Origin of the sequence: Streptomyces kanamyceticus (genome assembly GCF_008704495.1) — a bacterium.
Classification (GTDB): Bacteria; Actinomycetota; Actinomycetes; order Streptomycetales; family Streptomycetaceae; genus Streptomyces; species Streptomyces kanamyceticus.
In genome coordinates, this window is sequence record NZ_CP023699.1 from 6,836,522 (window position 1) to 6,861,674 (window position 25,153).

The window sequence follows — 25,153 nt, forward strand, 5'->3', positions numbered from 1 at the left end:
CCGCGCGAATGCGTATTCAGGCGGGAGCGCTACGCCAGCGTCACCGTCACAGGCAGTTCCTTGATCCCGTTCACGAAGTTGGACCGCACCCGCCGCACCTCACCGGTCAGGCGGATGTCCGCCAACCTGGGCAGCAGCTCCTCGAACATGATCCGCATCTCCAGGCGGGCAAGCGAGTTGCCCAGGCAGAAGTGCGGGCTGCCCTTGCCGAAGGTGACGTGGTCGATGTTCTCGCGGGTGACGTCGAAGCGGTACGGATCGGGGAAGACGTCCTCGTCGCGGTTGCCGGACGCGAACCACAGCACGACCTTGTCGCCTTCCCTGATGAGCTTGCCGCCGAGCTCCACATCGCGGGTCGCCGTGCGCCGGAAGTGGTAGACGGGCGAGGCCCAGCGCAGGCACTCCTCGACGGCGCCGGGGATCAGCGAGGGATCGGCGACGAGCTTGGCGCGCTCTTCGGGGTGCTCGATGAGGGCGAGCATGGAGTGCGAAATGGCGTGCCGTGTCGTCTCGTTGCCCGCGACGACGAGCAGCAGGAAGTAGTTGTCGAAGTCGGTGGGGGAGAGCGGGACGCCGTCCCTGGGGGAGCTGTTGACCAGCGTGGTGACCAGGTCGTCGCCACGGCCGCCGCGCCGAGCTGCGGCCAACTCCCTTCCGTACGCGAAGACTTCGAGCGAGGCGGGGGAGCGGAACGGCAGATCCCGGTAGCGCTCGCTCTCCGCGCTTTCGAGCAGTACGTCGGCGTAGTCCGGGTCGGTGTTGCCGATGATGCGGTTGCCCCAGTCGATCAGCTGCTGGGTGTCACCCTCCGGCACGTCGAGCATCCGCGCGAGCACGTTGATCGGGAAGTCGGCGGAGACCTCCCTGACGAAGTCGAAGGTGCCCTTGGGCAGCGCGGCGTCGAGGGTGCGGGCGGTGAGCCCGCGCAGGAAGTCCTCGTACGTCGCCACGGCCCGCGGCGTGAACCGCTTCTGCAGGATGAGCCGCATGGCCCGGTGCCGCATCCCGTCGGTCTCAAGGAGGGACCGCCGCAGCGCGATGTAGTCCTCGTCGACCTCTTCGAGATTGGTGAAGCGCTCCGAGGTGAAGGTGTCGGGGTCGCGGTCCACGCGCACGATGTCCGCGTGCCGGGTGACGGCCCAGAAGCCGGAGTTGGGCGCGGGTTCGGGCTGCCAGTGGACGGGGTCCTCGCGGCGCAGCACGTCGAACATCCGCCAGGGCAGGGCGCCGTCGGTGAACCGGTCGTTGTCGGCGAGGTCGACGTCGCCGATGGCGAGGGGCGCGGGGCCCTTGGCCGTACGCATGGACGTACTCCTTCGTGCGTGCTCGGGCGGTCAGATGAGGAAGGCGTACTCCGTGAACTCCCAGTCCGTCACGGCCTGTTGGAAGCGTTCGAGCTCGTTGCGCTTGTAGGTGAGGAAGGCGCCGGTGAACTCCGCGCCGAGCAGTCCGGTGAGCGCCTCGTCGGCCTCCAGGGCGTCGAGCGCGGCGGTGAGCGTGCCGGGCAGCCGGGGCGCGGAGCTCTCGTCGTAGCCGTAGCCCTCCAGCGGGGCGGGCGGCTCGGGCTTGTCGCGGATGCCGATGAGCAGCGCGGCGACGGCCCCGGCGATCATGAGGTACGGGTTGGCGGACGCGTCGCCGAGGCGCAGTTCGATGCGGGTGCCCGCGCCGCGCTCGGGCGGTATGCGGACCATCGCGCTGCGGTTGTCCAGGCCCCAGTCGACCAGCCAGGGGGCGAGGGTGTCGGGGCCGAAGCGCTTGTAGGAGTTGATGGTCGGGTTGAGCAGGGCGGTGAGCGCGGGGGCGTGCGCGAGGACGCCCGCGATGGCGTGCCGGGCCGTGGCGGAGAGCCCGTCGGGGGCGCCGGGATCGTCGAACACATTGCGTCCCGAGGCGTCGACCAGCGAGATGTGCAGATGGAAGCCGGAGCCGCCGAGGCCGTTGAAGGGCTTGGCCATGAAGGTGGCGAGCCGCCCCTCGCGGCGGGCGGTCTCCTTGACGGCGGCCTTGAAGCGAAAGGCGCGGTCGGCGGCGTCCAGGGCCTCGGAGTGGGTGAGGTTGATCTCGAACTGCCCGCCGTCGAACTCGTGGTTGCCGGCGATGACTCCGATGCCGAGCGCGTCCAACTGGCGCAGGGTGCGCAGCAGATGGCCGTCCGGGTCACCGCGGCGGCCCGCGCTGTAGACGTTGCCGGTGGCGCCGCCGTACGGCACCCAGCCGGAAGGTTCCGCGGCGTCCGCGTCACACAGGAAGTACTCCAGCTCGGGCCCGACGACGGGGGTGAGCCCACCGCCCCCCGCGTACTCCGCGGTGCGTTCGAGGACCCGGCGCAGCAGGGCGCGCGGGGATTCCGGGGCGGGTTGTCCGGTGCGCGGGTCGATGGTGTCGCCCAGGCACCACGAGACTCCCGGCTCCCAGGGCAGCGGCTTGAGCGTGCTCAGATCCGGGTGTACGCAGATGTCGGGCAGCCCCGCGTCGAGGCCGCCGGCGACGGGGACGACGTCGCCCCTGGGGGTGGTGTGGTAGACCGCCCGGCAGAAGGTCAGCCCCTGCTCGCAGGCCCCCGGCAGCTGTCCGACGAGGATGTCGCGCCCCCGGTCGGCCCCGATGAGATCGGGATACACGACCCGCACGACATCGGTCCCCCGCTCCTCCAGCCCCCGTACGACCTCCCGGACTCCCTCGCCCCCACTGTCCTGCCCTAACGCACTCGCTTCGCTCATCGGTGTCCCAGCCTTTCCGGTGAGGGAGGAGGGGGCGGCTCCATCGTTTGACTTCAAACGATATGAAGCCCCCCGGGGTGCGCGCAAGGGGGCGGCCCTCAATTAACGTGGAACGTCCCCGTGGGCAGGGGGAGTTGCTCGGCGCGGCGCCTTGCGTGCCCTGTGCGGGGTGCATGCCCCTGGTCCCGCCCCCGGTGCCGGGGCTGCGCACCCTGCACCGTGGCTTGTGCTCCCGTTCCGCTCCTCGGCGACGGGGGCTGTGCCCACCCGTTCCGCCCTGCGGAACATCTGCCCACAGCGGGAGCGGCCCTGCCCACAGCGGGAGCGGCCCTGCCCGCAGCGGGAGCGGCCCTGCCCGCAGCGGGAGCGGCCCTGCCCACCGGCCTTCCGCCGCGCGCGGTAACCCCCACCAGCCCGCGGTCGCCTCTCGGCCTGAGGGGACGTGGCGGTATGTCCGCCCGGAGCACTGGTGGCCTCGTTCCGAGGTGCCCGAGCCGTGGCGGTGCGCCTGGGACGGCGAGGACGGACATACCGCCGCGGCCCCGCCCCCAAGACGGCGAGGCGAGACCCGCACGGCGGCAACCCGGCCCGACCCCGCCCCGCCCCGCCTCACGGCGAATGAGGCGAGGCCCGCACCGTGACAACCCCGCCCAGCCCGAATATCGTACGGGCTCAAACGATTTACCCGGACGGAAGGCGAAGGAGCCCGCAAATGACCGGAGTTCAAGGATTCTTTCCGCCCAAGAGTGCCACCGGAAGGTCCTCGCTCGTGCCCGCGCCCCCCTGGCACTACTCAGGCGACCTGCTCACCATCGAGTACCGCACCAACCCCACCCGGGTCCGCGAACTGCTCCCCGCCCCGCTGGAGTTGGCGGCCAGCGATCCCGGCGCCGTCGCGCTCATCTGGGCCGACTGGCAGTCCTGCGGCGCGTCCCGCACCGAACTGCTCGACCCCGTACGGTCCCAGTACAAGGAGTGCTTCGCCGTCGTACGGTGCGGATACCGGGGAAAGACGTACTCCCGGTGCGTGTACATCTGGGTCGACAAGGACTTCGCCATCGCCCGCGGCAACCACCAGGGCTACCCGAAGAAGCTCGGCTCCATCCACCTGACCCGCCCCCACCCCTACGGCCCCGCCCCCCGCATCGAGTCCGGCGCGGCCTTCGGCGCCACGCTCGCCGCGGCCGACCGCAGGCTCGCGCAGGCCGTGGTGACCCTGCGCGAACCCTCGGAGAGCAACGGCTTCGTCAACGCCCACCCCATGGCCCACCACCGCCAACTCCCCGCCATCGACGGCAAGGGCCTGGCCCTGGACGAGCTGATCTCCTCGGGCGCCGCCGCCTTCGAGGGCGGCCAGGCCTGGTCGGGCGATGCCGAACTGGACCTCTTCGACGCACCCACGGAGGAACTGGCCGCGCTCGCGGTCGAGGAGCCGATCGGGGCGTACTACCGCCAGGTGGGCGTCACTTGGGACGGCGGAACCCTGCTGGAGAGGGGCCTGTGACGGGGCCGAAGCCCCACCCGGCAGGCTCCCGCCCACCCGCTACCCAGCCCGCTACCCACCCGCCGAAGACCCGATCCCCGCATACGCCTCGGGCCGAGCCCGCCGCAGCCAGAGCCCCCACACCCCGCCCGCCCCCGCGGCGATCAGAATGAGGCACGGCAGGACCCACCGCAGCGGATTGCCCGACGAAACCCCCAGCTGAACACTGAAGTTGGTGAGCGCGAGCCAGAAGATGACGGCGAGCGCGGCGCCCGAGAGGAGCGGGGCGATCAGCCGGTGCCACAGGGGCTCGGTCAGGTCGGGGTGGCGGACGAAGTAGGCGACGACCGACGCGGACGTGGCGAACAGGAGCAGGATCACGCCGAGCGCGCCGAGGTTGGTCAGCCAGGTGAAGACGTCCGCCACCGGGTCGCGACCGGCCAGCGCGAACACTCCGATGACGATGACGGTGACCGCGGTCTGCAGCAGGGAGCCGCGGTGCGGAGAGGTGTGCCGGGGGTGCAGCACGCCGAGCGCACGCGGCAGCACACCTTCACGGCCCAGCGAACGGGCGTACCGGGCAACGGCGTTGTGGAAGGAGAGCAGCGCCGCGAGCAGGCTGGTGATCAGGAACAGCTGCGCGAAGTCGGAGAAGACCGTGCCGAGGCTGGAGTCGCTGAGGGTGAACATCATCTGGGGGCCCTGCTCGGCCGCGACCCGGTTCGCCCGGGAGGTGCCCGCGCCGCTCACCATGGCCCACGCGGTAGCCGCGTAGAAGACCCCGATGAGCCCGACGGCGATGTACGTGGCCCGCGCCACCGTCCGGCGCGGATCACGGCACTCCTCGCTGTACAGGGCGGCGGACTCGAAGCCCATGTACGCGGCGAAGACGCAGCACAGCGCCACCCCGAGGGAGCCGTCCGTGGCGGCGCCCCAGGTGAGCGGCGTGGCCGAGACGCCCTCGGGGGCGTGCGTGAACTGGCCGATGTCGAAGACGAGTACGGTGCCGAACTCCAGGACGAGCAGCACCGCGAGCACCCGCACGCCCACGTCGACGCGCCGGTAGCCGAGCGCTCCGACGACCACTGTGCAGGCGAGCACGAGGACCCACCAGGGGATCTCCACGCCGGTCCGGGCGTCGATGAACTCCGCGGTGGTGGCGCCGAAGAGACCGGCGATGCCGATCTGCATGGCGTTGTACGAGAGCAGCGCGACGAAGGCCGCGCCCACGCCCGGCGTACGGCCGAGCCCTTGCGCGGTGTACGCGTAGAAGGCGCCGGCGCCGGTGATGTGCCTGCTCATCGCCGCGTATCCGGCGCTGAAGAGCCCGAGCACGACGGCGGTCATGAGGTAGAGCAGGGGTATCCCGAGGACACCCGTGACGCCGAGGGACTGCGGGACCCCGCCCGCGGCGACGGTGAGCGGGGCCGATGCGGCCACGACGACGAAGACGATGCCCGCGACGCCGATGCGGCGTTCGGGGACGGTGGTGGGGGACAGTGGTGGTGCGGGCGAGGCCGAGCCTTGATGGTCGAGAGCCATGCCGGGACTCCGGGGGGAGGAGGGCGCATCCACGGGGAACGCGATATCGTTTGAGCCCGTACGAATTCGAATGGCGCTGATGGTACGGACGCCCCCGTGCCCGGGCAAGAGTCCTCAAGAGCTCTTGGGAGACTGGAAACACACACGGGCACCACCGGAACCACCCCAAGCCATCGGACCGAGGAGACACGCACGTGACGGGCCAACGCTCCATCCGCGAGACCGAGAAGGCGGTCAGGGCCAAGCTCGGCGGTACCCCCGTCAAGCACGAGCAGATGGCCGCCGTCTCGAACATCTACCGCGCGGCGTCGGCCGTCCGGCAGCACTTCGAGAACTCCGTGCTGCGCGGTGCCGAACTGACCTGGACGTCGTTCGTGGTGCTCTATGTCGTCTGGATCTGGGGCGAGATGGAGACGCGGTACGTCGCGGAGGAGGCCGGCATCTCCAAGGGCACGCTCACGGGAGTCGCCAGGACCCTCGCGGGCCGCGGCCTCCTGGAGCGCAGGGGCCACCCCGACGACGGCAGGCTCGCCTTGCTCCGGCTCACGCCCGGGGGCGAGCGGCTGATGGGCGAGGTGTTCCCCGCATTCAACGCGGAGGAGGTCTTCGTCACCGAGGGGTTGACCGACGCCGAGTGCGAAGTCCTCGCGGACCTGCTGCGGAAGATCGTCGTGCGTACGGAGGACAAGGGCGAGGAGAGGAGGCTGCACCTCCTCGACGGTGCGGAGCCTGCCCCTCGCAGGAGCGGCCGCAGGGCACGCGCGGACGGCTGAGGTACGCCCCGTAAGGGGCGCGGGGAACTGCGCGGCCCGCCCCCACCGGCCCGCAGGCCGAGCTCAAGGCCAGCGGCCCGCCGCAGGCGCGTCGCGGCTGGTCGCGCAGTTCCCCGCGCCCCTAAAGGGCGCCCCGGCCCCCTGCCTCCCGGACCAGCCCCGTGAACAGCCCCTGCTGCGCCGCACTCGTCCCCGCCGTATCCTCCGGATGCCACTGCACAGCCGCGAACCACCCCTCCCCGCCCACGAGTTCGAGCGCCTCGACCGTCCCGTCGGCCGCCCACGCCGTGGGTTCAAGGCCACGACCGGCAAGGTCCACGCACTGGTGGTGGTAGCACGAGGCGTCCACCTTCTCGGCGCCGAGCGCACGCGCCACCGTGGAGCCCGCGGCCACCCGCACCGGATGCACCTTGTGCCGGTGCTCCGATTCGGGGCCGCCCATGTCCTGCCGCAGCGTGCCGCCGAGCGCGACGTTCACCACCTGCATGCCGCGGCAGACCGCGAGCGTCGGCAGGCCGCGGGCCAGCGCGCAGCGGGCGAGCGCGAGGTCGAACTCGTCCTGCGCGTCGTCCACGTCGTACACGGAACGGTGCACGTCGGACCCGGTCGCGTACCGCCAGGGCGCGAGGTCCCCGCCGCCGGGCAGCAGCAGCCCGGCGCAGCGGGCGAGGCGCTCGGCGGCCTCCTCGGGCGGCCCCGGATGCATCATGAACGGCTCGCCGCCCGCGCGGAACACCGCGTCGGCGAGGGCGCGCGCGGTGACGACGGCGGCGTAGCGCAGGGCGGAGGTCGACGCGGCGTACCGCTGGGGGAGGGCGATCAGCGGGCGGGTACGGGGCCGGGGGCGGGTGTGGAAGTCCTCGCGGCCCGCCGGGCGATCGCTCACAGCTGGATCCACGTCGTCTTGAGCTCCGTGTACTTCTCCAGGGCGTGGATCGACTTGTCCCGCCCGTGCCCCGACTGCTTGTAGCCGCCGAACGGCACCGTCAGATCCCCCTCTTCGTAGCAGTTGACCCAGACCGTGCCCGCCCGCAGCCGCCGCGCCACCGTGTGCGCGGTCGACAGGTCCGAGGTCCACAGACCCGCCGCGAGCCCGTACTCGGTGTCGTTGGCGAGCGCCACCGCCTCGTCCAGGGTGTCGAAGGTGAGCACGGAGAGGACCGGGCCGAAGATCTCCTCGCGGGCCAGGGCCATGTCGGGGGTGACCCGGTCCAGGACGGTGGGGTCGAAGTAGGCGCCACCGGGGACGACGTGGCGCGGTGAGCCGCCCGCCCGCAGCCGCGCCCCCGCGTCGGCGCCCCTGCGTACGTGGTCCTGGACGGCCGCGACCCGGGCCGCCCCGGCGAGCGCGCCCATCTCGGTCGCGGGGTCGAGCGGATCGCCGACCCGCAGCGTCCCGGCCCGCGCGACGACCGCGTCCGTCACCTCGTCGGCCACCGACGCGTGCACGAGGAGCCGCGAGGGAGCCGTGCACATCTCGCCCTGGTTGAAGAAGATGCCCCAGGCGGCGGTGGCCGCCGCGGTCGCCAGGTCGGGGGCGTCGGGCAGCACGATGTTCGGTGACTTGCCGCCGAGTTCGAGCCAGACCCGCTTGAGGTTGGAGTCGGCGGCGTAGCGCAGGAAGTGCCTGCCGACGGCCGTGGACCCGGTGAAGGCGATGACGTCCACGTCCGGGTGTGTGCCGAGCGCGCGGCCCGCGGTCGGCCCGCCGCCCGCGACGACGTTCAGGACGCCGGGCGGCAGCCCCGCCTCGTCGGCGATCCGGCCGAGCGAGAGCGCGGAGAGGGGCGTGAGTTCGGAGGGCTTGAGGACGACGGCACAGCCCGCGGCGAGCGCGGGCGCGACCTTCCACGCGGCGAGCGTGAGCGGGAAGTTCCACGGCACCACCGCGCCCACCACACCGGACGGCTCCCGGGTGACGAGGGCGAGCGCGCCGGGTCCGGTGTGCGGGGACTCGTCGGTGAGCTTGTCGGCGAGCTGGCCGTACCAGCGGAACGTGCCCGCCAGGGCGCGCAGTTCGACCCCGTAGGACTCGGTGATCGGTTTGCCGTTCTCCAGGGTGACGGTGAGGGCGAGTTCGGAGCGGTGCTCCTCGACGAGATCGGCGATCCGCAGCAGCACGCGGCCGCGCTCCACGGGGGACATGCGCGGCCAGGGCCCGCTGTCGAAGGCGCGGCGGGCGGCGGCGACCGCCAGGTCCACCTCCTTCTCGCCGCCGTCGGCGACGAGCGCGACGACGCGGCCGTCGCGCGGCGAGACGACGGGGAACGCGCTGCCCGAGCCGTCCGCGTCCGCACCCGCGACGCGGTGCCGGGTGGGCAGGCGGGGGATGAGGGCGTCGGCCTCGCCGAGCCAGTCCTGGTGGCCGCGGGCGGCCGGGGCTTCGTCGTGCGGCATGGCTGCCTCCCGGGAGGGGTTCGGCATATCGTTTGAATTCAAACGGTATCCCAACGGGCCGGTGCCTACGAGGGGTTGACCCCGCGGTCCCGTCGCTCCTAATGTTGTTTGGGTTCAAACGAACTGGAGGTCGCGATGGCTCCCCCCGAGCTTCCGGACACGGACACGGACACGGCGACCGTCGCCGGTGTCCCCGTCGACACCCGGCACTGGATCGGCGGCACGCGCGTCGCCTCGGTCAGGGCCGCCACCGATGCCGATGCCGCAGCCTTCCCCACCGCCACCGCCACCGCCACCGCCACCGCCACCCCCACCGCCACCTTCACCGACCACTCGCCCATCGACGGCGCCCCGCTCGCCGAGATAGCGCGCGGCGGCCCCGGCGAGGCACGAGCCGCCGTGGCCGCCGCCCTCGACGCGTTCCCCGGCTGGGCCGCGACGCCCCCCGCCGAGCGTGCCGGGCTGCTGCACGCCGTCGCCGACGGGGTCGAGGCCCGCGCCGATGAACTCGCCCGCGTCGAGACCGCCGACAACGGCGCCCTGCTCCGCTCGCACCGCCGCGGCGTGATGCCCCGCGTCGCCCACAACCTGCGCTACTTCGCCGACCGCCTCCTCGCCCTCGGCCACGACGACTTCGACACGCGCGGGCACACGAACCACGTCAGCTGGGACCCGGCGGGCCCCGCCGTCCTCATCACGCCGTGGAACGCCCCGCTGATGCTGGCCAGTTGGAAGATCGCCCCGGCGCTCGCCGCGGGCGACACCGTGATCCTCAAGCCCGCCGAGTGGACCCCGCTGACCGCCTCGCTCTTCGCGGACATCACGCGCGACGCGGGCCTGCCGCCCGGCGTCTTCAACGTCGTGCAGGGGTACGGCCCCGAGGTCGGTGCCCCGCTCGTCGCCGACCCCGGCGTACGCCGCGTCAGCTTCACCGGATCCGTGCCCACCGCGCGCCGCATCGCCGCGGCCGCCGCCGAGAACCTCGTGCCGTGCAGCTTCGAACTGGGCGGCAAGTCACCGCTGTTGGTCTTCGCCGACGCCGACCTGGAGCTCGCGGCGGACCTCGCCGTCGAGCAGTACGACAACGCGGGCCAGGTCTGCCTCGCGGCCACCCGCATCCTCGTCGAGGAACCGGTGCGCGACGCCTTCCTCGGGCATGTCCTGGACCGCGTAAGGGAGTTGCGGCAGGGGGACCCGCGCGATGAGGCCACCCGCATCGGGCCCAACATCCACCCCCGGCACATCGAGCGCGTCGACGGGTTCGTGCGCCGCGCCCTCGAAGCGGGCGCCAAGGCCGTGACCGGCGGCGGCCCCAACACCGAACTCGGCGGCACCTACTACCTGCCCACCCTCCTCACCGACGTCGCCCAGGACTCCGAGATCGTCCAGGAGGAGGTCTTCGGTCCCGTCCTGACCCTCCAGACCTTCCCCGACGGCGACGAGGACGAGGCCGTACGCCTGGCCAACGGCACCCGCTTCGGCCTCGCCGCCACCCTCGCCACCGGCGACCCCGCCCGCGCCGACCGGATCGCCGCGCGGCTCGTCGCGGGCACGGTCTGGGTCAACTGCTTCTTCGTACGCGACCTCTCCGCACCCTTCGGCGGCTCGCGCCAGTCAGGCGTGGGGCGCGAGGGCGGCGACTGGTCCTTCGACTTCTACTGCGACCTGAAGAACACCGTGACCGCGCCGGGGAGCCGGGAGGCCCGCCATGGGTGAAATCGTCGGGGCGGGCCTCCTCGCCCACGTGCCGACCATCGTGCTGCCCGAGCGGACCCGCAAGGAACTCAACGAGGGCCGCGAGATCAGCCTCGTCCCCGGCCTGCGCAGGCTGCGCGCCGAGGTCTTCGAGGAGCTCGACTACGACACCGTGGTCGTCCTCGACTCGCACTGGGCCACCACCGTCGAATTCGTGGTCACCTCGCATCGGAGCCGCGCCGGACTCTTCACCTCCGAGGAGCTGCCGCGCGGCATGTGCCGGATGCCGTACGACTACCCGGGCGATCCCGAACTCGCCCACAGCATCGCCGAGTTCGCCGACCGGCACGGCACCTGGATCACCCCGATCGAGGATCCCTTCCTGCCCGTGTACTACGCCACCATCAATCTGTGGAAGTACCTGGGCGACGGCCTCCCCGACAAGAAGTGGATCTCGATCGGGGTCTGTCAGACCGGCGATGTGGAGGACCACCTGCGGCTCGGCCGCGCGCTCGCCGACGGTGTCGCGGCCCTGCCGGGACGCAGGGTCCTCCTCATCGCGTCCGGCGCCCTGTCCCACACGTTCTGGCCGCTGCGCGAGCTGCGCGCCCACGAGTCGAGCGACCCCTCCCACATCCGCACCCCCGAGGCGCGCGCCGCCGACGAACGCCGCATCGACTGGTTCGAGCGCGGCGACCACGCCCAAGTCCTCGCCACCATGCCGGAGTTCCTCACCCACAAGCCCGAAGCGCGCTTCGGCCACTACCTGATGATGATCGGCGCGCTCGGCGAGGACCGCTGCACCGCGCCGGGGCGCCCCTACAGCGCCTACGAGAACTCGGTCGGCACGGGCCAGATGCACCTGTGGTTCGACCGCCCCGCCGACGGCTGGACCGGCACCGCCCCCGACGACCGGAGCGAGGACGCCGCATGACCGCCCGAGCCACCACCACCGAGTACCGCCGCGTCCTCCTTGAGGGGGCCGCCGTCCAGGTCGTGCGCGAGGGCGACGAGCTGATCGCCCCCGACGGCCGCAGGGTCAAGGCGGCCGAGGCGCACCACCTGCCGCCCGTCCGGCCGTCCAAGGTGATCGCCGTCCACCTCAACCACCGCAGCAGGGTCACGGAGTTCGGCGTCTCGCTGCCGCCCGCGCCCACCTACTTCCACAAGCCGGTCTCCGCCCTCAACAGTCACGGCGGTGCCGTCGTGCGCCCCGAAGGCTGCAAGTACCTCAACTACGAGGGCGAGATCGCCATCGTCATCGGCCGCACCTGCCGCAACGTGGCGCCTGCGGACGCGGGTTCGTACATCGCGGGCTTCACCGTCGCCAACGACTACGGCCTGCACGACTTCCGCGACACCGACGCGGGGTCGATGCTCCGCGTCAAGGGCTCCGACACGCTCTGCCCGCTCGGCCCGGGTCTCGTCACCGGCTGGGACTTCCACGGCAAATACCTGCGGACGTACGTCAACGGCGAACTCGTGCAGGACGGTTCGACCGACGAGATGGAGTGGGACATGCACTACCTCGTCGCCGACATCGCCCGCACCATCACCCTGGAACCGGGCGACGTCCTGCTCTCCGGGACGCCCGCGGGATCCCGCCCCGTCCGCCCCGGCGACACCGTCGAGGTCGAGGCCGAGGGCCTCGGCCGCCTCACCAACCACATCGTCACAGGACCGACGGCCATCCGCACCGACGTCGGCGCCCAGCCCACCGAGTCCGAGGAAGTCCGCTCCACGGCCCTCGGCGGCGACTGGGAACTGAGAGGCGTCCGCGCACCGCGCCGCTAGCACGACAGGCCCCGCATTCCGTACGTCTGAAGGGAGTTCAGATGGTCAAGGTCACCGTCGACATGGATGTCTGCCAGAACCACGGGCAGTGCGTCTTCGCCGCGCCGGACGTCTTCCGGCTCGACGAGGACGGTCACCTCGCGTACGTCGCGTCACCCGACGCCGCGCTGCGCGACGACGTGGAGGACGCCGCCGACGTCTGCCCGTTGCAGGCCATCCGGGTCGAGGGCTGAGGCGTGGCGGGGGCGGGCATCGCCGTCGTCGGGGCCTCGCTCGGCGGCCTGCGCGCCGCCGAACAACTGCGCGCCGCGGGCTGGCGCGACACCATCACGCTCTTCGGGGAGGAACCTCATCTCCCGTACAACAGGCCGCCGTTGTCCAAAGAGGTTCTCGCGGGCGAGGCGCCCGCGTCCGGCACGGAACTGCGCCGCCGCCCCAGCGTCCAGGACGTCGAGTGGCGGCTCGGCACGGCCGTCGCCGCCGCCGACCTCACGGCGCGCACGCTCACACTGACCGACGGTTCTGTCCACCTGTACGAGGGTCTGGTGGCCGCGACGGGGGTGCGGCCACGCAGGCTCCCGCTACCCGGGGGTCCGCCCCGGCACGTCGTCCGCACACTGGAGGACTCGGCGGCCCTTGCCGCCGAGCTGGTGGCGGGCGCCCGGGTACTGGTGATCGGCTCCGGATTCATCGGCTGCGAGGTGGCCGCCACCGCGCGCACGGCGGGCTGCGAGGTCACGGTCGTCGCCCCGGAGTCCGAACCGATGCTCTTGGCGGTCGGCGAGGACCTCGGGCGCGCCCTGCGCCACCGCCACGAGGCACGCGGCGTGCGGTTCCGCATGGGCCACCTGGCCACCGCGCTCACGCCCCGGGGCGCGGTGCTCGACGACGGCACGGAGCTCGCCGCCGACGTGCTCGTCGAGGCGGTCGGCTCCCTGCCCAACACCGAATGGCTCGCGACGACCCCCGGACTCGACCTCACCGACGGCATCCTCTGCGACGCCCACCTGCGCATCGGCGGCCTCTCGCACGCGGTGGCCGTCGGCGACGTCGCCCGCTTCCCGAACCCGCGCTACGGCCCCGTGCCGCGCCGCGTAGAACACTGGTCGGTCCCCGGCGACACCGCACGCCACGCGGCCCGCACCCTGCTGGCGGCCCTGACCGACACCCCGCGCGACCCGACCCCCTGCGCCCCGCTCCCCGCCTTCTGGAGCGACCAGTTCACCCTCCGCCTCCAGTCCTTCGGCCAGCCCTCGCTGGCCGACCGCACCGAACTCCTCTCGGGAGACCCCGAGTCCCCCGACGGCGACCTGCTCTACGGCTACTACGAGAACGACCGCCTGATCGGCGTGGCGGCACTGGGCAGCCCGGCGGCATCGGCAGCGGCGGCCCGCCACCGAACGGAACTGATGACGTTGCCGGAACCGGTGGTCTGACCCCCGCGCCCCACCGGACACACGCCACCCGAAGGCATGCCCCGGGGGAGGCATGCCGAAGGGGCAGCGCCTCCGCACAAGGCGCTGCCCCTTCATCGCGAACCGGAACCGCCGCCGCATCGGTACTGAGGGTCGGGGACACGGCGACGGTCCCGGGGTCTGGTTACCGGTGGTCGCTGCCCACCGAGTGGGAGGCCGCGCGGCCGGCCTCCAGGCGGGCCACCGGGATCCGGAACGGGGAGCAGGAGACGTAGTCCAGGCCCACCTCGTGGAAGAAGTGCACGGACTCCGGGTCGCCGCCGTGCTCGCCGCAGACGCCGAGCTTGAGGTCGGGGCGGGTCTCGCGGCCCGCCTTGACCGCGTCGCGGACCAGCTTGCCGACGCCGTCCTTGTCGATCGTCTCGAAGGGGGAGACGCCGAAGATGCCCTTCTCCAGGTAGGCCGTGAAGAACGAAGCCTCCACGTCGTCGCGGGAGAAGCCCCAGACGGTCTGGGTGAGGTCGTTCGTGCCGAACGAGAAGAACTCGGCGGCCTCCGCGATCTGGTCGGCCGTCAGCGCGGCGCGCGGCAGCTCGATCATCGTGCCGAGCGCCAGCTTCAGCTCGACGCCGGTCGCCTCGACGACCTCCGCGATGACCTGCTCGGCCTCCTCGCGGACGATCTCCAGCTCCTGGACAGTGCCGACGAGCGGAATCATGATCTCCGCACGCGGGTCGCCCTTGGCGTTCTTGCGCTCGGCGGCGGCCTCGGCGATCGCGCGGACCTGCATGGTGAACAGGCCGGGGATGACCAGACCGAGGCGTACGCCGCGCAGACCCAGCATCGGGTTCTGCTCGTGCAGCCGGTGCACGGCCTGGAGCAGGCGCAGGTCGTTCTCGTTGGCGTCCTTGCGGGACTCGGCGAGGGCGACACGGACGGAGAGTTCCGTGATGTCGGGCAGGAACTCGTGCAGCGGCGGGTCCAGGAGGCGCACGGTGACCGGGAGGCCGTCCATCGCCTCGAACAGCTCGATGAAGTCCTGCTTCTGGAGCGGCAGGAGCTCCTTCAGCGCCTCCTCGCGCGCGTCGTCCGCGTCGGCGAGGATGAGCCGCTCGACCATCTCGCGGCGCTCACCGAGGAACATGTGCTCGGTGCGGCACAGGCCGATGCCCTGCGCGCCGAAGCGACGGGCGCGGAGAGCGTCCTCGGCGTTGTCCGCGTTGGCGCGCACCCGCAGGCGCCGTACTCGGTCCGCGTACGCCATGATCCGGTGCACGGCGGCGACCAGCTCGTCGGCGTCGTCGGCGCCCGCGTGCATGCGGCCCTCGAAGTACTCGACGACGGGGGAGGGGACCACCGGCACCTCACCGAGGTAGACCTTGCCGGTCGAGCCGTCGATGGAGACGACGTCGCCCTCCTCGATGACGGTCTCGCCCACCGTCATCCGCCGCCGCTTGGTGTCGACCTCCAGGTCCTCCGCGCCGCACACACAGGTCTTGCCCATGCCGCGCGCCACGACGGCGGCGTGCGAGGTCTTGCCGCCGCGCGAGGTCAGGATGCCCTCGGCGGCGATCATGCCGTCGAGGTCGTCCGGGTTGGTCTCGCGGCGGATCAGGATGACCTTCTCGCCCGAGCGCGACCACTTGATCGCGGTGTACGAGTCGAAGACCGCCTTGCCGACCGCGGCACCGGGTGACGCGGCGATGCCCCGGCCCAGCTGCTCGGTCTTCGCGCCCTCGTCGAAGCGCGGGAACATCAGCTGCGCGAGCTGGGCGCCGTTGACGCGCTGCAGCGCCTCGGCCTCGTCGATCAGGCCCTGGTCCACCAGCTGCGTCGCGATGCGGAAGGCGGCACCGGCGGTGCGCTTGCCGACGCGGGTCTGCAGCATCCACAGCTGGCCGCGCTCGATGGTGAACTCGATGTCGCAGAGGTCCTTGTAGTGCGTCTCAAGGGTCTCCATGATCTGCATGAGCTGGTCGTACGACTTCTTGTCGAGCTGCTCCAGATCGGCGAGCGGCACGGTGTTGCGGATGCCCGCCACCACGTCCTCGCCCTGCGCGTTCTGCAGGTAGTCGCCGTACACGCCCTGGTGGCCGCTGGCCGGGTCGCGGGTGAACGCGACGCCCGTGCCGGAGTCGGGGCCGAGGTTGCCGAAGACCATCGAGCAGATGTTGACGGCCGTGCCGAGGTCGCCGGGGATGCGCTCCTGGCGGCGGTAGAGCTTGGCGCGGTCGGTGTTCCACGACTCGAAGACCGAACGGATCGCGAGGTCCATCTGCTCGCGCGGGTCCTGCGGGAAGTCCCGCCCGGCCTCCGTCTTGACGATCTTCTTGAACTTCGTGACCAGCTTCTTGAGGTCGGCGGCCTCCAGGTCGGTGTCGACCGCGACCTTCTTGGCCTCCTTGGCCTTCTCCAGCGCGTCCTCGAAGAGTTCGCCGTCGACGCCGAGCACGGTCTTGCCGAACATCTGGATGAGCCGACGGTAGGAGTCCCACGCGAAGCGGTCGTCGCCGGACTGCTTGACCAGGCCCGTCACGGACTTGTCGGAGAGCCCGATGTTCAGGACGGTGTCCATCATGCCGGGCATCGAGAACTTGGCGCCCGAGCGCACGGAGACGAGCAGCGGGTCGTCGGCCTGGCCGAGCTTCTTGCCCATGGTCTTCTCGAGGGCGTCGAGGTGCGCACTCACCTCGTCACGCAGCTCGACGGGCTCCTCGCCGCTGCCGAGGTACGTCTTGCAGGCCTCGGTGGTGATGGTGAAGCCCGGAGGGACCGGCAGCCCGAGATTGGTCATCTCGGCGAGGTTCGCGCCCTTCCCGCCGAGGAGGTCCTTGAGGTCCCTGTTGCCCTCGGTGAAGTCGTAGACGAACTTCACGGCCGCATCGCTCGTACCGCTGCCGCTCGCATCGCTCTGCGCTGCGTGGGGATCTTTGTTTTCCGACACGGGTCTCGACTCCTCGAGAGCTCGGTGGCTGCCCTGACGGCGAGGAACATACCCAGATCCAAGGCGCCTGGGTACGTCCACTTGTGCGACATGAGGACGTAACCGGTGGTCCGCCACTAGATCGAAAGTGACGGAGCGGTAACCACATGAGGGCTGATGCATTCACTTCTTGAACGATCAACCCCCGTAGACCTGGGTATTTGCTCAAATGAGCAACTCCAACTCAGATGTGAGTTCACCTCATGAATGATCGAGCATTGGCACTCAGTGCCACCCCTTGGAGAAGTGCAGTCGACCAAGAAGCGCTCATCTGAGCGCAAGGGCTATCAGGGGTGGCGAGAATCACGCCGTTTGAAGCGGCCGAATGTCAGGATCCGGACCTCCCGCGACCACGGAGGGAGACACCGCGCGCCGCGGCTACACACCCAGCGCGAGGAGCCGCTCCTCCACCCGCTCCGGGGCGTAGAGGTGCTCGACCACGAGTGTTCCCGCGCCGACGAGGGCCGCGTGCTCGCCGAGGTGAGAGGTGACCACGTCCAGACGGGCCGTGGAGCGGGGCAGCGCCCGCTGGTAGAGCAGCTCGCGCACGCCGGTCAGGAAGGGAGTTCCGGCCAGATCTCCGGCGATCATCAGAACTCCGGGGTTCAGGAGCGTCACCACGGTCGCGAGGACCTCGCCGACCTGCCGCCCCGCGTCCCGCGCGAACCCCACCGCCGTGGGGTGCCCCGCCGTGAGGAGCTCCCGCACATCCGAGCCCGACGCCGCGGGCACGCCCGCCCCGGTCAGCCTGCGGGCCACCGCGCGGCCGCTCGCCACGGCGGCCAGGCAGCCGTACGAGCCGCACTTGCACAGCGCGTCCGCGCCCTCGGGCACCCGGATGTGGCCGATGTCGCCCGCGCCCCCGTCCACGCCCCGGTACACCTCGCCGCCGACGACGACACCGCAGCCGATCCCCGTGGAGACCTTGACCAAGGCGAACGACGGGCAGTGCGGGTAGTGGGCGCGCTGTTCGCCGTACGCCATGAGGTTGGCGTCGTTGTCGACGAGGACCGGCAGGTCACCGGCCACGCCCGGGCGCCCGGCGAACGCGCGGCGCAGGCGGCCCCTTATGTCGTAGCCGTCCCAGCCCGGCATGATCGGCGGCTGTACGACGCGGCCCGTCTCGCTGTCGACGGGACCCGGCACGGCGAGCCCGACGCCGCACACCGGCGCGGCCGGGCGCCCCGTGCCGCGCAGCAGCCCGGTGAAGCGGTCGGCCAGTTCGCCGAGGACCGCGTCGGGCCCGTCCTCGACGTCCAGCGGGCCCGCGTGCTCGGCGAGGACCGCCCCGCCGAGGGTGAGCAGGGCCACGCGGGCGTGCCGGGTCTCCAGGGCGGCCGCGAGCACCACGGCGTGCGCGTCGTCGAACTCCAGGCGCAGCGCGGGCCTGCCGCCCAGCGGCGATCCGGCGGGACCGCCCGCGACCTCCCGCAGCCACCCCGCGCGAAAGAGCCGGTCCAGGCGCTGGCCGACGGTGGCCCTGGAGAGCCCGGTGACCTGCTGCAGGGCGCCGCGCGTGGTGGCGCGGCCGCTGCGCACCAGATGGAGGAGGTCCCCGGCGCCCTCGGCCCGGAGCGGGACCCGCGCGTCGGGGCGCGCCCGCGTCCGTCCTGGGCCTTCGGCGTCCGCGCGCCCCGCCGTGCCCAGGTGCTCCCCCGTGCCCATGCGCCCTCCCGTGCCCATGTGACCCCCCTTGTGCTCCCCAACTTCACGTAAAGCAGGGGGTTTTGCGTGCGGACTGGACGTAACCCTATGGTGGAGAGTACCTAACTGACAGGGTGTCGAGTCTCGCGAGGAGGCGTCGCGTGGACCCCAGGGCGAGCACCCGGCAGGACGCGCACCGCGCCGCCGCGCCGGGAGAGGTGCTGCGGGAGCTGGGCGCCCAGGTGCTGTGGGCCAACTGGACGGGGGCGTCCACCGTGCCGTCCCGGGAGCTGTATCCCCACCAGTGGTCCTGGGACTCGGCGTTCATCGCGATCGGCCTGCGCCACCTCTCCCCGCTGCGCGCCCAGTTGGAGCTGGAGACGCTGCTGCGCGCCCAGTGGGGCGACGGCCGCGTCCCGCACATAGTGTTCAACGACGCCGTGCCGCTCGACGCCTACTTCCCGAGCCCCGACTTCTGGCGCTCCACGACCGCGGGCCGCGCGGCGGGCGCGCCCGCCGCGGTGCAGACCTCGGGCATCGTCCAGCCGCCCGCGCACGCGCTGGCCGCCTGGCTGGTGCACCGTGCCGACCCCGGCCTGTCCAGGGCCCGTTCGTTCCTGGCCCGCCTGCGGCCGCGGCTCGCCGCCTGGCACCGCTATCTGCTGTGCGCCAGGGACGCGGGCGGCGCCGGACTCGCCGCCGTGGTGCACCCCTGGGAACAGGGCATGGACAACAGCCCCTGCTGGGACGCCCCGTTGAGCCGGGTCGAGCCCGCCGACCCGGCCGCCTACCGCAGGGCCGACCTGGACCACGGGGCGCCCGAGGACCGGCCCACCGACCTGGACTACGGCAGGTACGTGCGGCTCGCCGAGGCCTACCGCGACCGGCGGTACGCGGATGACGAAGGGCCCGGCGCCTTCGCGGTCGAGGACCCCGCGTTCAACGCGCTGCTGATCGTCTCGGAGTACGCGCTCGCCCTGATCGAGCGCGAACTGGCCGCCGATGAGAGCGAGTCGGCCGACATGGCCGCCGATGGCATCGAGTCGGACGGCCTGGCCGAGTCGGCGGACGAGCGGCGGGGGCGCGCCGACGCGCTGACCAAGACCCTGGTGGACCGCCTCTGGGACCCGCGGCGCGGCCTCTTCCTCTGCCGCGACCTGTGCGCCCCCGGGCGGGACGGCGAACTCGTGCCCGAGCGCGGCGTCACCGGGCTCATCCCGCTGGTGCTTCCCGGGCTCGACCGCGACATCACCGCCACCCTGGTGCGCACCGCGTGCGGCCCGCACTTCGGACTCGAAGGACCGGCGCGGCTCGTGCCGAGCTACGACCTGACGGGCCCCGCCTTCGACCCCCGGCGGTACTGGCGCGGACCCGCCTGGTTCAACACCAACTGGCTCCTGGAGAAGGGGCTGCGGCTGCACGGCGACCACCCGCGCGCGGACGGACTGCGCGACGCGCTCCTCGATGCGGCGGTCACCTCCGGGTTCGCCGAGTACGTGGACCCGTACACCGCGCGGGGAAGCGGCGCGCGCGGCTTCGGCTGGACCGCGGCGCTGGCGCTGGACCTGCTGCTCGACGACGGCCGGAGCGGGCGGGGCGGGCTCTTGGGAGAAGAGGTGTGGTGATGAGCGATCGGCACCGGCTGCTCGTGCGGGGACGGACCTTCGCGGCCGTCGGCGCGGGCGGCGACATCAGCGGGGTCGGCGCCGTGCGCGGCACGGCGGCGGGCCCCGACGGCCTGTTCGTGCGGGACGCGCGGCACCTGAGCCGCTGGCAGCTCACCGTCGAAGGGGCGGTGCCCGAGGTCCTCGCACCCGTGGAGACGTCGGCGGCCGCGGCGGCCGACGCGGCGCGCTGCGTCCTGGTGCCGCGCGGCGGCCGCCAGGAGCCGCCCGCCTACACGCTCTTCCGTGAACAGGCCGTCGCCGACGGGGTGTTCACGGAGGCCCTGCGGGTGCGGAGCAACCGCCCGGTGCCGACGCGGGTGGGGCTCGCGCTGACCGTGGACGCCGACTTCACCGACCAGTTCGAACTCCGCGCCGACCACCGCACCTACACCAAGCCGGGTGTCGTCAGGTCCCGGCTGCCGCTGGAGGGCGGCGAGGGCGTCGAGTTCACCTACCGGCGCGGCGAGTGGTGTTCGCGCACGACGGTGACCGCGGAGCCCGCCCCGGACGGCATCGAGGAGACCGGCACCGGCGCGCGGCGCCTCGTATGGACGCTGGAGCTCGACGCGCACGGATCCGCGGAGGTGGCACTGCGTGCCGCCGCGTATCCGCACGGGGTGCCGGGGCCGCGCGCGCCGGGCTCGCCCGAGCAGGCCGTGCGCCAACTCCACGAGATCCAGGCGGAGTACGCGTCAGGGGTGGCGCTGCCCGCCACCTGGCCCGATCTCGCGGCGGCCTGCGCGCGCGGCCTCGCGGATCTCGCGGTGCTCCAGGTCCCCGCGAAGGGCCCGGACGGCGAGGAGCTGCGGGTGCCGGGCGCCGGGGTGCCCTGGTTCCTCACGCTGCTCGGCCGCGACGCCCTGCTGACCTCGCTCTTCGCGCTGCCCTATCTGCCCCGCCTGGCCGCCGCGACACTGCCCGCCCTCGCCGCCACCCAGGCGACCGAGGCCGTCGACGGCAGGGTGGCCCAGCCCGGCAAGATCGTGCACGAGGTGCGCCACGGCGAGCTCGCGCACTTCGGGCAGGTGCCGTTCGGGCGCTACTACGGCTCGGTCGACGCGACACCGCTCTTCCTCGTCCTGCTCGGCGCGTACACCGAACAGACCGGGGACCGCGCCACGGCCCACCGCCTCCAGGCGCACGCCAGGGCCGCCGTCGGCTGGATGCTCGACCACGGCGGGCTCACCTCGCGCGGCTATCTCGTCTACCGCGCGGACCAGGGCGGCCTCGCCAACCAGAACTGGAAGGACTCGCCGGGCGCGATCTGCTCCGCCGACGGCGAGCGGGCGACGGGGCCCGTCATGGCGGCGGGCGCCCAGGGGTACGCGTACGACGCCCTGCGGCGCACCGCGTGGCTCGCGCGGACCGTCTGGGACGACGCGGTGTACGCGGATCTGCTCGCGCAGACCGCCGCCGACCTGCGGGACCGCTTCCAGCGGGACTTCTGGATGCCGAAGCGGGGCTTCCCCGCACTCGCGCTCGACGGCGAGGGCCACCGCCTCGACGCGCTCGCCTCGGACGCCGGGCACCTGCTCTGGTCCGGCCTGCTCGACAAGGAGTACGGGGAGGCGGTGGGCCGCCGCCTCCTGGAGCGGGACTTCTTCTCCGGCTGGGGCGTGCGGACGCTCGCGGCGGGCCAGCCCGCGTTCCATCCGCTCTCCTACCACCGGGGCTCGGTGTGGCCGCACGACAACGCCCTGATCGCGCTGGGCCTCGCGCGCTACGGCCTGCACGACGAGGCACGCGCGGTGGCCCGCGGCCTGGTCGACGCCGCGACCACGGGCGGCGGCCGCCTCCCGGAGGTCCTCGCGGGGTACGACAAGGGGGCGTATCCGGTGCCGGTGCCGTACCCGCACTCGTGCGTGCTCGAATCGCGGTCGGCGGCGGCGCCGTTGGCTCTGCTGACGGCGGTGGGCGGGGCGTGACACGCCCCGCGCCGCCCTGCTCAGTCGTCGATCCCCGACCTCTCCACCCCCGCCACGATCCACCGCTGGAAGAACAGGAACACCACGAGCAGCGGCATGATCGACACCGCGGCGGCGACGAACAGCACGTGCAGGCGGATGACCTGGGAGGTGTTCAGGGTGGCCAGCGCCACCTGGACCGTCCAGGCCTGCCGGTCCTGGCCGATGACCAGGGGCCACAGGAAGGAGTTCCAGGCGCCGATGAAGACGATGGTGCCGACGGCCGCGAAGACCGGGCGGGAGTTGGGTACGACCACCCGCCAGTACGTGCGCCAGTAGCCGAGGCCGTCCACGCGCGCGGCGTCCTCCAACTCCCTGGGGAAGCCCAGGAAGTACTGGCGGAAGATGAAGCACGCGAAGGCGGAGAAGAGGGTGGGGACGATCAGGCCGCGCAGCGTCGAGACCCAGCCGAGCGAGGAGACCAGCACGAAGCTCGGGACGAACGTGACGGCCGCGGGGACCATCATCGTGCCGAGGATCGCGTAGAAGACCTGGTCCGCGTAGCGGTAGGGGATGCGGGCCAGGCCGTAGCCCGCGAGGGAGGCCAGGACGAGCGTGCCCAGCGTCGTCGCGACCGCGATCAGCGAGGAGTTGAACAGGGAGCGCGCCATCGGCACCGTCGGGTCGTCGAAGAGCTCCGACAGGTTCGACCAGTGCAGGGTGGTGGGGAAGAACGTCCAGTCGGGGGACGTGATGTCCTCCTCGGACGCGAGTCCGTTGCGTACGAGGAGGTAGAAGGGGATCAGGAAGAGCAGTGCGAGGGCGATGAGCAGGACGACGCGCAGCGCGCGGCCCACCCGGACCAGGGCGTCGTCCGTGGGCCTCTTCACCGGTGCGGTCATGGTTCTCAGTCCTCCTTCCTGCCGAGGCCGAACCAGCGGGCCTGGCCGACCGTCACCACCGCGATGATCAGGGCGAGGAGCACCGCGCCCGCGCTGCCGAGGCCGAGGTTCTGCTCGCGGCCAAGGGCCGTGTAGTAGAGGTAGACCAGCGGTGGGCGGGCGTAGGGCGGGTAGCCGCTGGAGTTGGAGAGCAGGTTGTAGAACTCGTCGAAGGCCTGGAAGGCGTTGATGACCAGGAGCAGCGCCACGGCGATCGAGGTCGCGCGCAGCTGCGGGAGCGTGATGTGGCGCAGGACCTGCCAGCCGGGCCGCGCTCCGTCCACCGCCGCCGCCTCGTAGAGGGTGGGCGAGATCCGCTGCAGGCCCGCCAGGAAGAGGATCATGTAGAAGCCCGCCTGGAGCCAGAGTCGTACGGTGACGATGACCAGCCAGTACCAGGGCGGGTCCGTGGTCGAGAGCCAGGCGGTCTGGTCGGCGCCGAACCAGCCGAGGACGGTGTTGGCGAGCCCGAACCGCACCCCGTTGAAGATCGACAGCTTCCAGATGAGCGCCGCCACGACGTAACTGCACGCCGCCGGGAGGAAGAAGACGGAGCGCAGGAACGCCTGGCCGCGGCGCGTCCGGTTCACCATCAGCGCGAGCGCGAGCGACAGCACGAAGGTCGTCGGGACGATGAACGCGGAGAAGACCGCGAAGGTGACCAGGCTGTCGGTGAACGCGTCGTTCCGCAGCATCGACGTGTAGTTGTCGAAGCCGATGAAGTCGGTCGGCGAGACCGTGTTGTGCGCGTCGAAGAAGCTGAGGTAGACGCTCCAGGCGAGTGGTACGTAGGTGAAGACGATCAGGCCGAGCGCGAAGGGGCCGACGAAGACCCAGAACCACAGCGTGCGGTTCTGGGTGCCCAACACCCGCCTCACGGCTTCTTCTTGACGCGGTCGAGCTCCGCCCGCACCTTGCGCACCACCGACTTCAGCTCGCTCTCCGGGTTCGCGCCGGACTTGATGATCCGGCTCAGCGCGTCCTGGTAGGCGGTGCGGCTCGCGGGCGTCCACAGCAGGGGCTCCGCGTAGCCGTACTCGGTGGAGTAGCGCACGGCGTCCGCCGCGGGGCCCTCCTTCAGCTTGTCGGCCTTCTTCGCGAGGGAGAGCCTGGCCGGGATGTGGAAGCCGTAGGAGAGCGCGAAGTCCTCCTGGTAATCCGTGCGGTCGATCCACAGCCACTTCACGAAGTCCTTCGCCTCCTTCCGGTGTCCGCCGCGGGCGCTCACCGCGGCCGCGTACGAACCGACGGGCAGCGACGGCTTGCCGTCCGCGCCGTCCGCGGGGAGCGCGAGCACGCCGAAGTCGTCGCCGAGCGCCTTCTTCACGGCGGGCAGCGCCCACAGGCCGCACCACTGCATGGCGGTCAGACCCTGTGTGAATGCCGACGGGTCCGACCAGTCGGACGGCGCGCCGAGCAGCAGCGACTTGTCGGCGTACAGCTGGCGCAGCTTGCCGAGCGTCCGCGCGGCCGCCGGGTCGTCGAAGCCGACCTCGCCGTCCTCGGTGACGGAGGACAGGCCCGCCGCGTACAGCGGGGTGATGGCGAGCGCGCCCGCGCCGCCGTCGTTGCCGAGGAAGAGGCCCTTCACCTTCTTCGTGGTGAGCGCCTTCGCCGCGTCGACCAGCTCGTCCAGGCTCTTCGGCGGCTTGACGCCCGCGTCGGCGAGCAGGCTCTTGCGGTAGTAGAGCAGGTGCATGTCGACGACCTGCGGGATCGCCCAGATCTTGCCGTCGTACGTCTTGGGGGCGAGGATCACCGGGTTGAAGTCGTCCTTGACCCCCTCGAAGAGGCCGGTGAGATCGACGACCTGGCCCCGCTGGATCTGGTCGAGGGTGGGGCCGTTGACCTCGAAGACGTCGGGGCCCGAATCGGTGAGCAGGGCGGCGGCGGTCTGCTCGTCGTAGTTGCCCGGGCGCCACTGCACGCCGACGTCCGCCTTCTTGTACGCGGCGGCGTACCGCTTGACGGCCTGCTCGGCGCCCGGCTCGCCGTACTGGTGGTACCACTGCGAGAGTTTCGGGCCGCTGCCGCCCGAACTCCCGCCGTCGCGTCCGGTGTTGGATCCGCACGCGGTGAGCTGTCCGAGCGCGGCGCCCGTCCCGAGCAGTGTCCTGCGGCTGATGGTCATGCTGGTCGTCCCCCTGCGTGATGTCGGTGTCTCGGTACGTGTCCGGCCCAACGATCAACCA

The 25,153-nt window shown here is 72.1% G+C and carries 19 protein-coding genes; 9 read left to right on the forward strand and 10 right to left on the reverse strand.

The window, feature by feature from the left end; all coding sequences use genetic code 11:
• Positions 1-29 precede the first annotated feature (29 nt).
• A complete protein-coding gene (locus CP970_RS29515; protein ID WP_055556401.1) occupies positions 30-1,304 on the reverse strand; it encodes a cytochrome P450 in 1,275 nt (424 codons plus the stop codon).
• Between the two features lie 30 nt (positions 1,305-1,334).
• Entirely contained in the window at positions 1,335-2,723 is a 1,389-nt protein-coding gene (locus tag CP970_RS29520; RefSeq protein WP_079044045.1) for a glutamine synthetase family protein, read from the reverse strand.
• A gap of 712 nt (positions 2,724-3,435) precedes the next feature.
• Here CP970_RS29520 and CP970_RS29530 point away from each other — a divergent pair.
• The gene (locus CP970_RS29530) at positions 3,436-4,227 is read left to right on the forward strand and encodes an acetoacetate decarboxylase family protein (protein WP_150494140.1); all 792 of its coding nucleotides are present in this window, start codon (positions 3,436-3,438) and stop codon (positions 4,225-4,227) included.
• Positions 4,228-4,278: 51 nt separating this feature from the next.
• Here the strand turns inward: CP970_RS29530 and CP970_RS29535 are convergent, their stop codons facing one another.
• Entirely contained in the window at positions 4,279-5,748 is a 1,470-nt protein-coding gene (locus CP970_RS29535; RefSeq protein ID WP_150494142.1) for an APC family permease, read from the reverse strand.
• A 194-nt stretch (positions 5,749-5,942) separates the two neighbouring features.
• Between CP970_RS29535 and CP970_RS29540 the strand changes: the two genes are divergently transcribed.
• Entirely contained in the window at positions 5,943-6,521 is a 579-nt protein-coding gene (locus tag CP970_RS29540; protein ID WP_055556338.1) for a MarR family winged helix-turn-helix transcriptional regulator, read from the forward strand.
• Between the two features lie 121 nt (positions 6,522-6,642).
• On the opposite strand, the gene CP970_RS29545 is transcribed toward CP970_RS29540, so the two are convergent.
• Positions 6,643-7,407, reverse strand: coding sequence for a gamma-glutamyl-gamma-aminobutyrate hydrolase family protein (locus CP970_RS29545; protein WP_150494144.1), 765 nt, complete (start codon positions 7,405-7,407; stop codon positions 6,643-6,645).
• A complete protein-coding gene (locus CP970_RS29550) occupies positions 7,404-8,918 on the reverse strand; it encodes an aldehyde dehydrogenase (RefSeq protein WP_150494146.1) in 1,515 nt (504 codons plus the stop codon). The genes CP970_RS29545 and CP970_RS29550 overlap by 4 nt, the downstream gene beginning before the upstream one ends.
• A 135-nt stretch (positions 8,919-9,053) precedes the next feature.
• On the opposite strand from CP970_RS29550, the gene CP970_RS29555 reads away from it, so the two are divergent.
• Genes CP970_RS29555 through CP970_RS29575 form a run of 5 tightly spaced genes read left to right on the forward strand, consistent with a single transcriptional unit; the run spans position 9,054 to position 13,843 of the window.
• Positions 9,054-10,634: an aldehyde dehydrogenase gene (locus tag CP970_RS29555; protein ID WP_150494148.1), complete on the forward strand. Its 1,581-nt coding sequence runs from the start codon at positions 9,054-9,056 to the stop codon at positions 10,632-10,634.
• Positions 10,627-11,547: a 3,4-dihydroxyphenylacetate 2,3-dioxygenase gene (locus CP970_RS29560; RefSeq protein WP_055544855.1), complete on the forward strand. Its 921-nt coding sequence runs from the start codon at positions 10,627-10,629 to the stop codon at positions 11,545-11,547. The genes CP970_RS29555 and CP970_RS29560 overlap by 8 nt, the downstream gene beginning before the upstream one ends.
• Positions 11,544-12,407, forward strand: a complete 864-nt coding sequence (locus CP970_RS29565) for a fumarylacetoacetate hydrolase family protein (RefSeq protein ID WP_055544854.1) — start codon at positions 11,544-11,546, stop codon at positions 12,405-12,407. Before CP970_RS29560 ends, CP970_RS29565 begins: the two co-directional genes overlap by 4 nt.
• A 41-nt stretch (positions 12,408-12,448) precedes the next feature.
• Complete coding sequence (locus CP970_RS29570; protein WP_055544853.1) at positions 12,449-12,640, forward strand: ferredoxin; 192 nt, start codon at positions 12,449-12,451, stop codon at positions 12,638-12,640.
• A gap of 3 nt (positions 12,641-12,643) precedes the next feature.
• Positions 12,644-13,843 carry an NAD(P)/FAD-dependent oxidoreductase gene (locus CP970_RS29575; RefSeq protein WP_224058803.1) on the forward strand — a complete coding sequence of 400 codons (1,200 nt, stop codon included), beginning with the start codon at positions 12,644-12,646 and terminating at the stop codon, positions 13,841-13,843.
• Between the two features lie 163 nt (positions 13,844-14,006).
• On the opposite strand, the gene ppdK is transcribed toward CP970_RS29575, so the two are convergent.
• Together ppdK and CP970_RS29585 are read right to left on the reverse strand one after the other, a co-directional pair.
• Positions 14,007-16,766, reverse strand: a complete 2,760-nt coding sequence (gene ppdK, locus CP970_RS29580) for a pyruvate, phosphate dikinase (RefSeq protein ID WP_224058806.1) — start codon at positions 16,764-16,766, stop codon at positions 14,007-14,009.
• 417 nt (positions 16,767-17,183) lie between these two features.
• Positions 17,184-18,488 carry an ROK family protein gene (locus CP970_RS29585; RefSeq protein WP_224058810.1) on the reverse strand — a complete coding sequence of 435 codons (1,305 nt, stop codon included), beginning with the start codon at positions 18,486-18,488 and terminating at the stop codon, positions 17,184-17,186.
• A 179-nt stretch (positions 18,489-18,667) separates the two neighbouring features.
• On the opposite strand from CP970_RS29585, the gene CP970_RS29590 reads away from it, so the two are divergent.
• Positions 18,668-20,074: an MGH1-like glycoside hydrolase domain-containing protein gene (locus tag CP970_RS29590; protein ID WP_224059316.1), complete on the forward strand. Its 1,407-nt coding sequence runs from the start codon at positions 18,668-18,670 to the stop codon at positions 20,072-20,074.
• A complete protein-coding gene (locus CP970_RS29595; RefSeq protein ID WP_055544851.1) occupies positions 20,074-22,041 on the forward strand; it encodes an amylo-alpha-1,6-glucosidase in 1,968 nt (655 codons plus the stop codon). The genes CP970_RS29590 and CP970_RS29595 overlap by 1 nt, the downstream gene beginning before the upstream one ends.
• 20 nt (positions 22,042-22,061) lie before the next feature.
• Here the strand turns inward: CP970_RS29595 and CP970_RS29600 are convergent, their stop codons facing one another.
• From CP970_RS29600 to CP970_RS29610, 3 genes are read right to left on the reverse strand one after another with little or no spacing between them, the layout of a single operon-like run.
• Complete coding sequence (locus tag CP970_RS29600) at positions 22,062-22,922, reverse strand: carbohydrate ABC transporter permease (protein ID WP_055544850.1); 861 nt, start codon at positions 22,920-22,922, stop codon at positions 22,062-22,064.
• Positions 22,923-22,927: 5 nt separating this feature from the next.
• On the reverse strand, positions 22,928-23,839 hold the full coding sequence (locus CP970_RS29605) for a carbohydrate ABC transporter permease (RefSeq protein ID WP_079043261.1): 912 nt from the start codon (positions 23,837-23,839) through the stop codon (positions 22,928-22,930).
• A complete protein-coding gene (locus tag CP970_RS29610) occupies positions 23,836-25,092 on the reverse strand; it encodes an ABC transporter substrate-binding protein (protein WP_055544848.1) in 1,257 nt (418 codons plus the stop codon). The genes CP970_RS29605 and CP970_RS29610 overlap by 4 nt, the downstream gene beginning before the upstream one ends.
• Positions 25,093-25,153 lie beyond the last annotated feature (61 nt).